A 12,184-nucleotide genomic window follows, 5' to 3' on the forward strand; every position below is an offset into this window, starting at 1 on the left:
GACCGGGCATGTTCCATGCGCGGCGTTCTTCGGGACTGCTTACCTGGCAGCCCTCGTCTAAGCGGATTCGGCAGGATCGCCCATCTGCCGCACCATCAGCTGTTCCTCGCCCGGCACCGGGCGCTCGCGCGAGAACAACGGTCCTCGCGCGGGCACGGCGCACAACGCTTAGGTCGGGTCGGCGGTTGCCGCGGGCCACCTTTGCACGAGTTGGCACCTGGCGCACCGAGGTGCGCCGGACCGGTCGAGGCTCGCTCGGCAGTCTGGTCGGAGCCGTCGGCGTTGCGCGAGAAGTCATCGCCCGACGCGGCATCGGGCCGGGCCGCACTTCGTGCAGCGCTCCCTGCGGTGGGGATCGCGGCCCCGACAGCACACACCGGGACGCCGCCACCATCACCGTTCGCCCGGGAGCGTCCACTCGGGTGGCCCTATTCGGCAGCGTCGTGCTGGCAGCGTCGCAACTTTGCCGGCATCGGTCCCACGTGCCACGCCGTCTGGCGCCTTTGCCGTTATTGCTGCCTGCGACCGGGCCTGCTCGACCATTTCACCAGGCACCAACCGGTTCCACTGGAGATCGTCCATTAGCGCAACCGTGTGACGTCGGACGTATGTCCTCTGTCCACCAGGCAGGTAGTCGCTAGCGCACTGCGCACGACTGGGTGGTGCACCACCCAGTCCGCGCACCCGCCGGTCATCGCCGAGGCTTTCGCGCGTCACTATGGAGTTGTCCACAATGGATCATTCAGCTCCTCTCCGTCGGCGGTGGACACCGACTGCCACTCAGGTGATCACCGTGGCGTCCCGACCGACCAGGGCGGCCGTTTCCGCGGTCAGCAGGCGACCGGCGACATCGGGGTCGCAGCCGACACGGGGGAGGCGGGCGCGGATGGACGCCGCAGTGCGTTCGCGTTCGACGGCCAGGGCTCGGATCACCTCCGACGCCGAGGCTGTCGGCGGCTGACTGAGCCAGGCCTCGCGCAGGGCGGAGTCCTGGTCGGGTGTCCAGCGCGCGTGCGCGTTGCCCACCGTGGTCCGCTTGCCGCGGCCCTCGAAGGTCGAGATCGCACCGAGTGCCTCCCGCAGGAGCCGGGCGGTCTCCGTGGCGCCACCGGGCGGGAGGCGCAGCGTGCCCTCCGCCACCACGGTGCCGTTGTCGTTGGTGCCTACGAGGTCGACCCCGAGGTCGCCGTCCTGTTCGGCGGCGATGGTCAGGGCGTAGGTGACGTCGCGGTGCTTGCTCGTGTATTCCAGGTTGAATGCCATGCGCTCACGGTAAAGGCGCCTGGCCAGGCGTGTCGGAAGTTATCCACAGGCTTGTCAGTGGGGCTTGCGGTGCCGTCCGCCGTGCTGTGAGTCGACCCGGTGCGGCTCGTCGTCCTCGTAGTAGTCGGCTGGTACCGGCTCCGCGTCGGTGCGGGCGTGTTCCTCTTGGAGGATGGTGGCCAGGGTGGTGTTGGCGCGGCGCAACCGCCACACGACGAACACCGCGACGAGCGCCGCGGTCACGATCCACACTGCGGTAGCCATCGGATCACTCCGCATCAGCCGTTATCTACCCGCTTGGCGGGGTACCCCACAGACTCCCATTTCACTCACACCGACGCAGCCGTGCGACCGACATTGCCTGCCTGGCCGCAGCGAATCCGCCCCAACGGAGCAACGCGTTCCACCGAGGGTGACTGGAAACGTTGCCGAATCGGTCACCTGGCGGGGTCACACGGCAACTCCACGCTCACAGCCTCCTCGGGAGTGGGATGCCTGCGCGTTCTCGCGCTACCGCGGTTGAGAGTCTCGCGCGCGGGGACCCAAACGAGCACCGCGACCACCGCGAGTCCACCCGTGACGAGGAATGCCAACCCGAACGAGAACTCGTCGGCCAGCACCCCTGCTACGAACGGCCCGAGGATGGCGCCGACGTCGGCGGCCATCTGGTACGTGGCCAGCACTTGACCACCGCGCGCGGTGCCGATCACGTCCGCGACCGCTGCCTGCGCGGGCGGTGTCAGGATGCCGGTTCCCAGCCCGGCGACGACCGTCGCGATCAGGAACTCGGGAACCGTCCTGGTGAAACCGATCCAGCTCGTGCCCGCCGCGGACAGCAGCAATCCGGCCAAGACCAGGGGTTTTCGGCCGATCCGGTCCGACAGCCGCCCGGAGAAGAGCAGCGTCACCACGTTCGCCGCGGCGAAGACCGACAGCGCGGTCCCGGCGAAGGTGCCGTCGCGGCGCAGCACCTCGGTGATGAACAAGGGAATCAGCGACACGCGGACCCCGAAGACCGCCCAGCCGTTGACGAAGCTGGACGCAAGGGCTGCCCGGTAGCCGCTGTCGCGGAACGCTTGTCTTAACGGAAAGACGACAGTGCTGTCGTCTTTGAAGGGCTTGACCTTGGTCGAGTGGCGCAAGAGCAGCCACACCAGTCCCACCGCCACCATCAGAGCGGCCGAGTAGACCAGGAAGGGCGCGCGCAGGGAGATCATGATGAGGCTGCCGCCTACCAGCGGTCCGGCAACGTTGCCGAGCAGGAAGCTGGTGCTCCAGAGCCCGGACGCCCGCCCGCGCATCGTCGGGGGTGCCAAGTGGATGAGCAACGCGACACCCGAGACGGTGAACATGGTCGACCCGGTGCCGCCGAGCATGCGCAGCACGATCAGCTGCCAGTACGTGTCCACGAACGCGCACGCACCCGTAGTCACCGCGACGATGGATAGCCCCGTTAGGTACACCCAACGTTCACCAAATCGAGTGACAAGGCGGCCACTCACCGGAGCAAACATCAGTCGGGCGAAGGCGAACGCACTGACCACGATGGACGCCGCGGTCACGCTCACCTCGAAGCTGCGCGCGAAGCTCGGCAGCGCGGGCGCCACCAGGCCGAAGCCGATCGCGATGACGAAGTTCGCGCCGACCAGCACCCAGACTTCTCGGGGCATGGTCACCGCCCGGTCCTCGGTCGCGACCACGCCGCCCGCTCCTTCGCATTGGTTAGCCATGCGAACTATAGGTCGTGCTCTCCACGAATGGGGGGTTGGCTGACACGACCAGGTCACTTCGGGGTACCTGGCTGTCGTCAACACCTGCGAACGAAGGAATTCCGATGGCGCACCCCCACGAGACCGTCGAGGTCATCGCCCTGCTCGCCCAGCTCGCCGAGGCCGAGCGGGACGCCCGTGAGCTGACGACGGACGAGTCCTACCGGGAGGGTCAGGCCGCGGGCCTCGAGCTGGCCCAGCGCATCGTCCGCGAGCTGGCAGGCCTGCCGGTGGAAGCCGATTCCGACCGGGTCTGAACACGGCGGAGGCCGGGTGGCACCTGCCACCCGGCCTCCGCCACCCCCAGCGAGGGTCAGCCGATGTCGCGCCGCCGGAACGCCGCGAGGCCCGCGACCGCGACGACCAGAGCGACCCCCGTGAGCCAGAACAACGGCGCCGCGTTGAAGTCCGCGCCGGGGAGCAGTTTCGGCACGTGCCCGAACGGCGAGATGTCCAGGACCGCCTGCCCCAGCCCGATCACCGGCCCGAAGAGGCTGATCACCAGTGCGACTCCCACTGCTGCCCAAGACGCCGGTACCGATACCCGCGGCAGCGCGCCGAACAAGAGCGCCGCGACAGCTGCGATCACCCACACAGCAGGTAGCTGTACCAGCGCCGCGTTGAACGCGTGCGCTACCTGGGTCCCCACGTCACCGGCTCGAAGACCGTGCCCGAGACCGGTAGCCACTCCCGCCGCGGACAACAAGACAGCTGGCCCCAGCACGGCGAACAGCAGGTGCGCGCCCGCCCAACTCGCCCGGTTGACCCCCGAGGCCAAGACCGGTTCCGCGTGCCCGTTCGTCTCCTCGCCGCGCAGGCGTAGAGCGGCCTGCACCGAGTAGACGGCCGCGATCATGCCGAAGACGCCCGCGATGGCGGCGAGGTAGGCGTCGACAAGTCCCTGCGCGCCGCCTATCTCGGCGAAGATCTTGCGCATCTGCTCGGAGTTGCCGACCAGCGCGGTGATGCCGTTCGCGATCGAGCCGAAGACCGCGCCCATCACGACGAGCCCGATCGTCCAGCCCAGCAGCGACCCGCGTTGCAGCCGCCAGGCCAGGCCCAGCGGGCTGGACAGCGTGGCCGGGGCGGTGCGCGGTCCGAGTCGGGACGGGAACAGGCCCGCGCCCAGGTCGCGCCTGGGGGCCAGCAGGTAGGCGACCGCCGCGACCGCGGCCGTGACGACGAGCGCCATCGGGAAGACCCACCACTTCTCGGCCACGAACGGCTTGGACAGCTGCGCCCAGGCCAGCGGTGACAGCCACGAGACCCAACTCGCCGACGGTGTCGAGTCGCCGATCGCGCGCAGCAGGAACACCACCCCGATCGCGCCGGTGGCGAAGCCGTTCGCCGACCGGGAGTACTCGGTGAGCTGAGCGGTCACCCCCGCGATCGCGCTGAACACAAGACCGGTGCCCGCCACCCCGAGTCCCATGGCAAACGATCCCCCTGCGGGGAGGCCCGCACTGGTCATCCCCACCGCCGAGAACACGCCGATCAGTACGCTAGCGCCCCCCGCGACCGCCATACCCGCGGTAAGAGCCGCATAACGGCCCACCACGGTCGACCCCAGCAGTTCGAGCCTTCCGCTGTCCTCTTCCGCGCGGGTGTGCCGTGTGACGGTGAAGACCGCCATGAGCGCCACGAACAAGGCCAGGAACGAGCCGTACCGCCACGCGGTGAAACCGCCCGCGGTGGTCAGGTCGTAAGCGGGCCCGTAGATGACCGCCACCGACGGGTTGCTCCCCGAACCGGCGTTGAGCGCAGCCCGGTCGGTCGCGGTGGGGTAGAGCTGGGCATACGCCGCGCCAGTCGACGCTGGGATCACGCTCAGCAGCACGATCCACAGGGGCAGCATCACCCGATCGCGGCGCAAGGCCAGCCGTACGAGTGAACCGGTCCCGGTGATCCCGGTCATCGGGTCACCGCCGCGTCCTCCTGGTAGTGGCGCAGGAACAGCTCCTCCAGGGTCGGCGGGGTACTGGTCAGCGAGCGCACGCCCGAGGTGGTCAGCGCGCGCAGGGCGGTGTCGAGCTCGCGGGTGTCGACGTCGAAGCGGACCCGGTTGCCCTCCACCCGCACGTCGTGCACGCCGGGCAGGTTCGCGATCCCGTTCGGCGGTTGCGCCAGCTCGGCGGTGATGCTCGTCCGGGTGAGGTGGCGCAGCTCGCCGAGGGTGCCGGTCTCCACGGTGCGGCCCGCGCGGATGATGCTCACCCGGTCGCACAGGGACTCCACCTCGGCCAGGATGTGGCTGGAGAGCAGCACCGTGCGGCCGCGGTCGCGCTCCTCGATCACGCACTCCTGGAAGACCGACTCCATCAGCGGGTCCAGCCCGGAGGTCGGCTCGTCGAGGATCAGCAGCTCCACGTCGGAGGCCAGCGCGGCCACCAGGGCCACCTTCTGCCGGTTGCCCTTCGAGTACGTGCGGCCCTTCTTGCGCGGGTCGAGGTCGAAGCGCTCCAGCAGGTCGTCGCGGCGGCGCTGGTCGAGGCCGCCGCGCAGCCGCCCGAGCAGGTCGATGACCTCGCCGCCGGAGAGGTTGGGCCACAGCGAGACGTCGCCGGGCACGTAGGCGAGCTTGCGGTGCAGGGCGGTGGCGTCGCGCCAGGGATCGCCGTCGAGCAGGGTCGCGGTGCCGGAGTCGGCGCGCATCAGGCCGAGCAGCACCCGGATGGTGGTGGACTTGCCCGCCCCGTTGGGGCCGAGGAAGCCGTGGACCTCCCCGGTCCGCACCGTCAGGTCGAGACCGTCCAGCGCGCGGGTCCGGCCGAAGGTCTTGACCAGGCCGGACACCGAAATTGCGGTTGTCATGGTTCAGAACGTACTCTTATTTCACAACTTTGTGAACGTTCGAAACGCGCTAACCTTGCGCCGTGCATCGAAAGGGTGAGCAGTGACTGAAGCAGTGGCAGACGACCCCGTGGCGCGGTTCGTGGAGCGGTTCGCGCTGCTCATGTTCGAGGCAGGGGTACCGAGGATGCCCGCGCGCGTGTTCACCCGCCTGCTGGCTACCGACTCGGGCAAGCTCACCGCGACTGAACTGGCGACGGCACTGCAGGTCAGCCCTGCGGCTATCTCGGGCGCCGTGCGCTACCTCGACCAGGTAGGTCTCATCCACAAGGGGCGCGAACCGGGACAGCGGCGTGACCACTACGCGGTCTCCGACACCTCTTGGTACGAGGTGCTCACCAATCGGGACAAGCTGCTCACTTCGTGGTCGGCGGCGATGGAAGAGGGCGCGGAGATCCTCGGCCCCGACAGCCCAGCCGGTAGGCGTATCGCGACCACCCAGCGCTTCTTCGAGTTCCTGCAACGGGAGATGTCGCAGCTGGTGGAGCGTTGGCGCGTCGAAGAGGCGGGTCGGTAGCGCTACCGCTCGGCGGCGTGCACCAGCCGCTGGACAAGGTTCTGGATGAACGCGCGCAGACCCGCGCGTGCCGCAGGCCCGGTTCCGGGGATGCGCTCCACGAAGCTGCAGCGCCACACCAGGTCAGTCCCGCCACCGTCGCGCGGGACGAACGTGACCTCGCCCCGGTAGTCCTTCACCGGCGAGGACGAGAGCAGGACGTAGGCGTGCCTGCGGTCCTGCTCGTACTCGACGGTCTCCTCGCGCACGAGCAGCGGCTTGCGGCCGAGCACCCGGATCGCGCCGACGCCGCCCGGCGCCGGGTCGCCCTCGCGCTCCAGGCGCGCCTCGGCGATCACCGGTTTGCCCCAGTCCGCCCAGCGCCTGCCGTCGGCGACCATGGCGAACAGCTCGGCGGCCTCGGCGCTGCTGCTCGCGGTGATCTCGAAGGCGAAGGTGCGCTGGCGCTCGACCATGGGCGGACTCCCGGGGGCAAGGGGCTGTGGACAACTCCAATCGTGGCATCCCGGTCCCGGCGTAGATTCACCACGTCCACCACTGTCGACACACGGAATCGGGGACGGCATGACCGGTACGACCACCAGCGACGACGGCGTTCTGGCGCTCGCCGACGAGCTGTTCGCGCTGCAGGTGTCCGCGGAGCCGCTGGGCGCCACGCTGCTCGGCATCCCGGGTCACGACGACCGGCTGGCCGAGGTCTCCGAGGCGGTCGAGCAGCGGCAGCGGGCGGCCGCGGTGGACATCGCCGCCCGGGCCGACCGGCTCGTCGAGGCGGGTACCGGCGACCTGGTGACCGCCAAGGTCATCGCCCAGCAGGCCCGCTCGGTGGTCGACCGGATCGACGCCCGGATGGTCGAGTACACCGTCACCGACATCTTCGTCGGGCCAGCCGCCGCGCTGTTGACCTTCCTGCCGATGGTGGTGCCGTCCGACGCCGACCGCGCGGCGGCCTACCTGGCGCGGCTGCGCGCCGTACCCGCCCACCTGGAGCAGGTGGCCGAACGGCACCGGGCGGGGGTGGCGGCGGGCCGGGTGCCGGTGCGCACCCTGCTCGACGCGGCGGTGGCGCACCTCGACCGCTACCTCGGCGGCGACCTGGCGGCCGACCCGCTGCTGGCCCAGCCGCTCGCGGACGAGGAGGTCGCCGCCGAACGGCTGCGAATCGTCGAAGACCTGGTCCGGCCCGCGTTCGCGCGGTACCGGTCGGTGCTGGTCGACGAGCTCGCCGAGCACGCGCGGCCCGACGACAGGCCCGGTCTGTGCGCGTTGCCCGGCGGCGACGCCGCCTACGCGGCGCTGTCCCGGGTGCACACCACCACCGACCTCACGCCCGAGGAGCTGCACCAGACCGGCCTCGACATCATCGCCGGGCTGCGCGCGGAGTACGCCGAACTCGGCGCCCGGGTGTTCGGCACCACCGACCAGGCCGAGATCTTCCAGCGGCTGATCACCGACCCGGAGCTGCGCTGGCGCGATGCCGAGGAGATGCTCGCGTACGCCCGCGCCGCGATCGAGCGCGCCGAGGCAGCGGCCCCCGAGTGGTTCGGCAGGCTGCCGGGCCAGCGGTGCCAGGTCGAGCCGGTCCCGGCCGCCGAGGCCCCGGGCGCACCCGCCGCGTACTACATGCAGCCCTCCCTCGACGGCCTGCGGCCCGGGGTCTACTACGCGAACACCGACCGCGCGCACGAGCGCGACCGGTTCCTCGCCGAGGTCACCGCCTTCCACGAGGCCGTGCCCGGCCACCACTTCCAGCTGACCATCGCCATGGAGCTGACCGACCTGCCGCTGCTGCGCAGGCTCGCCGACGTCAACGCCTACTCCGAGGGCTGGGGGCTCTACACCGAGCGCCTCGCCGAGGAGATGGGCCTCTACTCCGACGACGTCGCCCGCTTCGGCATGCTCGCGATGGACTCGATGCGCGCCGGGCGGCTGGTCGTCGACACCGGGCTGCACGCCAAGGGCTGGACCCGCGAGCAGGCGGCGGCCTACCTGCGGGAGAACACGCCGCTGTCCGCGGTGGAGATCACCAGCGAGGTCGACCGGTACATCGCGTTCCCCGGCCAGGCGCTGTCCTACATGGTCGGCCGCCTCGAACTGCAGCGCGTCCGCGCCGCCGCCGAGGCCCGCTTGGGTGCGGCCTTCGACATCCGCGCCTTCCACGACCTGGTGCTGGGCGGCGGACCGCTGCCGCTGAAGGTGCTGGCGGAGGTAGTGGACGCCTGGCGGGGGTGACCTGAGTGGACAGTCCTGTTCGGACTGGGTGACGCTCTTCGGGAGCCGGGAGCCGGGAGCCGGGAGCCGGGAGCCGGGAGCCGGTGGGCCGGTGGGCCGGTGGGCCGGTGGGCCGGTGGGCCGGTGGGCCGGTGGGCCGGTGGGCCGGTGGGCCGGTGGGCCGGTGGGCCGGTGGGCCGGTGGGCCGGTGGGCCGGTGGGCCGGTGGGCGGGTGGGCGGGTGGGCGGGTTGTCAGGGGTGGTGGGCGGTGCGGTGGGTTCTGGCGAGCCACTTGGGTTCGGTGGATCTTCGGCGGAGCCCGCTGCCACCTGCGGCACTGGGACTGCTCATGCGTCTGCCGGTGCGGTGTGGCCCTCGGTGGGGCCCGAGGTGACCGCACTGGTCGGCTTCGTCATCCTGTGGGCGATGTGGTCCTGGTTCCTGGCCTCGTCTCGTCGGGCGCACGAGTGGGTGGGCGGCATCAGCGGTCGATGGTGGACATGTTCGCCTCGTCATGGCGGGCACCGGTGGCCGGTGTCAGTTGGTCGAGGCGGGTGAGTTGGTCCGGGCTGAGGACCACGGTGTCGGCGGCGGTGTTCTCCTCGACCCGGGCGACCCGCCGGGTGCCGGGGATGGGGGCGATATCGGTCCCCTGGGCCAGTAGCCAGGCCAGCGCGACCTGCGCCGGGGTGGCGCCGATCTCGGCACCGACCGCCCGGACCTCGTCGACGAGGCGCAGGTTCCTGGCGAAGGCCGCCCCGACGAACCGGGGGTTGGTCTTGCGCCAGTCGTCGTCGGGGATGTCGGTGGGCGAGCGGAGCTCGCCGGTGAGGAACCCGTGGCCCAGCGGGGAGTACGGCACGAACCCGATGCCCAGGCGGCGCAGCAGCCCGAGGAGTTCCGCCTCCGGGTCGCGGGTCCACAGCGAGTACTCGGTCTGCAGCGCCGCCACCGGGTGCACCGCGTGCGCCCGGCGGATCGTCTCCGGCGCGGCCTCGGACAGCCCGACGTGCCTGACCTTCCCCTCGGCGACCAGGTCGGCCAGCGCGCCGACGGTCTCCTCGATCGGGGTGTGGGGGTCCACGCGGTGCTGGTAGCAGAGGTCGATCCGGTCGGTGCCCAGGCGCCGCAGGGAGCCCTCGACCGCGGTCCGCACGTTCGCCGGGCTGCTGTCCACGGCGCCCGGCCCGCCACCGGAGTGCGACACCAGGCCGAACTTCGTGGCGACCACGACCTGGTCGCGGCGTCCGGCGATGGCCCGGCCGACGATCTCCTCGCTGCGGTACGGGCCGTAGATCTCGGCGGTGTCGATGTGGGTGACCCCCAGGTCCAGTGCCCGGTGGATGGCCCGGATCGACTCGGCGTCGTCCAGGCCGCCGCCGGAGGTGTAGGTCCCGGCCATGGTCATCGCGCCCAGGCCGATCCGGGACACCCGCAGGGCGCCCAGGGAAGCGTGCTCCATCGACTGGCTCCTCCGTCTTCAGTGAGGGACCGGATGTCCCTCGCTCCCAAGGGAACGCCGTGCGCCGCGGTTGGGGCAGGACCTGCTGAGAGGGGTACTCGCAGAGACCCCCGGTTGTCCGGCGCGCCCCTTACCCTCGATGTCATGGACGAGAAGGAGGCGGCGCGGACGGCGGTTCGGGAGTTCCTCAGCACGCGCCGCGACCGGATCTCACCCGCCGAGGTCGGCCTTCCGGCGGTCGGGACCCGGCGCCGGGTGAAGGGCCTGCGGCGGGCGGAGGTGGCGCTGCTGGCCGGGATCAGCCCGGAGTACTACATCCGCCTCGAGCGCGGCCAGGCCACCGGTCCGTCCCCCGGCGTCGTGGAGTCCGTGGCCGCGGTGCTGCGACTCGACGACGACGAACGCGTCCACCTGGAGCGGCTGCTCGCGGCCCTGACCCCCGAGGCCCGCAAGCACCGCGCGGCAGCGGTGAAGGACGCGGCAGCGGTGAAGGACACCGTCAGCCTGGGCGTCCGGGTGCTGCTGGACTCGATGGGGCACCTGCCCGCTCTGGTGTTCAACACCCGGCTCGACGTCCTCGCGGTCAACGACCTCGGCCGGGCCCTCTATGCCACGGTGCTGGACATCGAAGGTCCGGCCAACGCGGCGCGGTTCATGTTCTTGGCCGAGCACGCCTCTCGGGAGCTGTTCCCCGAGTGGGAGCGCGTGGCTCACGACACCGTGTCCCTCTTGCGCGTCGAAGCCGGTAGGCGACCCGACGACCCGGCCCTGATCGCCCTCATCGGTCAGCTGTCCACCCGCAGCCAGGCGTTCCGCACCCGCTGGGCGGGCAACGACGTCAGGGCGCACCGGGCGGGTGCCAAGGTCTTCCGGCACCCGCTGATCGGCGAGGTCACGCTGCCCTTCGAGAACCTCACCGTCGCCGGGGACCAGGTCTTGACCGTCTTCACCCCCGCGCCGGGTTCGCCGGAGCACGACGCGATCCGGCTGCTGGCCAGCTGGCACGCGGTGCCTGGACCGCCCGTGTCGGGCGCGTCAGCGGATGTGGGCGCTGGACAGGACCGACTCGATCGCGGGTGCTGACAGCGTCCCGGGGGTGTTCGGGCCACCGGACAGGTCGGCGGCGATGACCAGGAGGGCGATGCCGCGCGGCCTGGTGGCCGTGGCGTTGTCCAGGTCCACGGCGAGGATGGCGACCTCGCCGGCGTCCGCCTCGCACGCGGCGTTCTTCGGGGCCGGGGTCACCTTCGCCACCGCCAGCACCGCTTGCTTGCCGTCCACCCGGGCGTTGCGGAACGCGGGTTCAGCCACTTTCGCGTTCGGGTAGTACTTCTCGCCGAAGGCGGCGGTGAACGTGGTGGCCGTCTTCTCCAGCGAGACGTCTTTGTCGGTGGGGTTCTGCACCGCCGCGCTCACCGCGAAGGCCCGGGTATAGCCGGCGCCGCCGCACTCGTAGGCGCCGTAGGCGGCGGCACCGCTGAAGTTCACCCCGCGCACGTCGACCTTGGCCGCCGGGTCCGGGCGCCAGTCGCCGGGAATCGTGAACGAGATCCGCGATTCGGCGTTGTCAACGGTTCGCCCGTTCGGGGAGCGGGTGGTCGTGGGCGCGGTGGACCGGAACGTCGGCGGTCTGCTTGACGACGACAGGCGGGTGCTCGGCGGCCGGGACGTCGAGCTCTGCGGCCCGGCGATCGGGTCCGGGCTCCCGCCACCCCGGTTGACCAGCACGATCGTGATCACCGTGCCGACGATGACGATGATCGCCGCGATGCTCAGCACCGCGGGCGTGCGCGAGGGCCGGGGTAGGCCCGCCTGCTGCCACCCGCCCGGTTGGTGCTCGCCCTGCCAGCCCGTCACGGCCGCGACGATAGCTCCACGAGAGCGATGTCGTGGCCTTTTCGGGTGGTTACTGTCCGCAGCAGATCAACTGTGTGGGTGAACAAATTACAACGCTTTGGACTCGAACTCACCCCGGTGAGTGACCCCTTTTTCTCTCTTAGTAGAGTCCGCGCACGCTGACTGGCGAAAAGCTTCTCGATCGGGTGAGTTGATCTTTTCGCAGGTCAGCGGCGGCGGGCTCTCGGAATCCGCGCCGCATCCAGATAGCCGGGA

Annotated in this window: 12 protein-coding genes; 4 read left to right on the forward strand and 8 right to left on the reverse strand. The window is 70.8% G+C overall.

Annotation, left to right across the window (positions count from 1 at the left end; genetic code table 11):
* Positions 1-780: 780 nt before the first annotated feature.
* From QSK30_RS21295 to QSK30_RS21305, 3 genes are all read right to left on the reverse strand, one after another.
* Positions 781-1,263, reverse strand: coding sequence for a hypothetical protein (locus QSK30_RS21295; protein ID WP_285505165.1), 483 nt, complete (start codon positions 1,261-1,263; stop codon positions 781-783).
* A gap of 54 nt (positions 1,264-1,317) precedes the next feature.
* The gene (locus QSK30_RS21300) at positions 1,318-1,527 is read right to left on the reverse strand and encodes a hypothetical protein (protein ID WP_285505167.1); all 210 of its coding nucleotides are present in this window, start codon (positions 1,525-1,527) and stop codon (positions 1,318-1,320) included.
* 173 nt (positions 1,528-1,700) lie between these two features.
* Positions 1,701-2,963, reverse strand: a complete 1,263-nt coding sequence (locus QSK30_RS21305; protein ID WP_352231603.1) for an MFS transporter — start codon at positions 2,961-2,963, stop codon at positions 1,701-1,703.
* A gap of 134 nt (positions 2,964-3,097) precedes the next feature.
* Between QSK30_RS21305 and QSK30_RS21310 the strand changes: the two genes are divergently transcribed.
* On the forward strand, positions 3,098-3,289 hold the full coding sequence (locus QSK30_RS21310; RefSeq protein ID WP_285505169.1) for a hypothetical protein: 192 nt from the start codon (positions 3,098-3,100) through the stop codon (positions 3,287-3,289).
* A gap of 56 nt (positions 3,290-3,345) precedes the next feature.
* Here QSK30_RS21310 and QSK30_RS21315 read toward each other — a convergent pair whose 3' ends face one another.
* Together QSK30_RS21315 and QSK30_RS21320 are read right to left on the reverse strand one after the other, a co-directional pair.
* Positions 3,346-4,947 carry an ABC transporter permease gene (locus QSK30_RS21315; RefSeq protein ID WP_285505170.1) on the reverse strand — a complete coding sequence of 534 codons (1,602 nt, stop codon included), beginning with the start codon at positions 4,945-4,947 and terminating at the stop codon, positions 3,346-3,348.
* Positions 4,944-5,843 (reverse strand): ABC transporter ATP-binding protein, encoded by a 900-nt coding sequence (locus QSK30_RS21320; RefSeq protein WP_285505172.1) that lies wholly within the window; start codon positions 5,841-5,843, stop codon positions 4,944-4,946. The genes QSK30_RS21315 and QSK30_RS21320 overlap by 4 nt, the downstream gene beginning before the upstream one ends.
* 82 nt (positions 5,844-5,925) lie before the next feature.
* On the opposite strand from QSK30_RS21320, the gene QSK30_RS21325 reads away from it, so the two are divergent.
* Positions 5,926-6,399, forward strand: coding sequence for a GbsR/MarR family transcriptional regulator (locus QSK30_RS21325; protein ID WP_285505174.1), 474 nt, complete (start codon positions 5,926-5,928; stop codon positions 6,397-6,399).
* A 2-nt stretch (positions 6,400-6,401) separates the two neighbouring features.
* Here the strand turns inward: QSK30_RS21325 and QSK30_RS21330 are convergent, their stop codons facing one another.
* Entirely contained in the window at positions 6,402-6,854 is a 453-nt protein-coding gene (locus tag QSK30_RS21330) for an SRPBCC family protein (RefSeq protein WP_285505176.1), read from the reverse strand.
* Between the two features lie 109 nt (positions 6,855-6,963).
* On the opposite strand from QSK30_RS21330, the gene QSK30_RS21335 reads away from it, so the two are divergent.
* On the forward strand, positions 6,964-8,631 hold the full coding sequence (locus QSK30_RS21335) for a DUF885 domain-containing protein (protein ID WP_285505179.1): 1,668 nt from the start codon (positions 6,964-6,966) through the stop codon (positions 8,629-8,631).
* Between the two features lie 460 nt (positions 8,632-9,091).
* On the opposite strand, the gene QSK30_RS21340 is transcribed toward QSK30_RS21335, so the two are convergent.
* Positions 9,092-10,072, reverse strand: coding sequence for an aldo/keto reductase (locus QSK30_RS21340; protein ID WP_285505181.1), 981 nt, complete (start codon positions 10,070-10,072; stop codon positions 9,092-9,094).
* Between the two features lie 144 nt (positions 10,073-10,216).
* Between QSK30_RS21340 and QSK30_RS21345 the strand changes: the two genes are divergently transcribed.
* Entirely contained in the window at positions 10,217-11,155 is a 939-nt protein-coding gene (locus QSK30_RS21345) for a helix-turn-helix domain-containing protein (RefSeq protein ID WP_285505184.1), read from the forward strand.
* Here QSK30_RS21345 and QSK30_RS21350 read toward each other — a convergent pair.
* A complete protein-coding gene (locus QSK30_RS21350) occupies positions 11,108-11,929 on the reverse strand; it encodes a DUF8017 domain-containing protein (protein WP_285505185.1) in 822 nt (273 codons plus the stop codon). The genes QSK30_RS21345 and QSK30_RS21350 overlap by 48 nt on opposite strands.
* Between the last annotated feature and the right edge of the window lie 255 nt (positions 11,930-12,184).

Origin of the sequence: Actinokineospora sp. NBRC 105648, from assembly GCF_030269645.1 — a bacterium.
GTDB lineage: Bacteria > Actinomycetota > Actinomycetes > Mycobacteriales > Pseudonocardiaceae > Actinokineospora.

What these genes read in the sequence shown, in the direction of transcription:
- QSK30_RS21295 (WP_285505165.1), bottom strand. Translation starts at nt 1,263, where the DNA reads ATGGCATTCAACCTGGAATACACGAGCAAGCACCGCGACGTCACCTAC.
- QSK30_RS21300 (WP_285505167.1), bottom strand. Translation starts at nt 1,527, where the DNA reads ATGGCTACCGCAGTGTGGATCGTGACCGCGGCGCTCGTCGCGGTGTTC.
- QSK30_RS21310 (WP_285505169.1), top strand. Translation starts at nt 3,098, where the DNA reads ATGGCGCACCCCCACGAGACCGTCGAGGTCATCGCCCTGCTCGCCCAG.
- QSK30_RS21315 (WP_285505170.1), bottom strand. Translation starts at nt 4,947, where the DNA reads ATGACCGGGATCACCGGGACCGGTTCACTCGTACGGCTGGCCTTGCGC.
- QSK30_RS21320 (WP_285505172.1), bottom strand. Translation starts at nt 5,843, where the DNA reads ATGACAACCGCAATTTCGGTGTCCGGCCTGGTCAAGACCTTCGGCCGG.
- QSK30_RS21330 (WP_285505176.1), bottom strand. Translation starts at nt 6,854, where the DNA reads ATGGTCGAGCGCCAGCGCACCTTCGCCTTCGAGATCACCGCGAGCAGC.
- QSK30_RS21335 (WP_285505179.1), top strand. Translation starts at nt 6,964, where the DNA reads ATGACCGGTACGACCACCAGCGACGACGGCGTTCTGGCGCTCGCCGAC.
- QSK30_RS21340 (WP_285505181.1), bottom strand. Translation starts at nt 10,072, where the DNA reads ATGGAGCACGCTTCCCTGGGCGCCCTGCGGGTGTCCCGGATCGGCCTG.
- QSK30_RS21345 (WP_285505184.1), top strand. Translation starts at nt 10,217, where the DNA reads ATGGACGAGAAGGAGGCGGCGCGGACGGCGGTTCGGGAGTTCCTCAGC.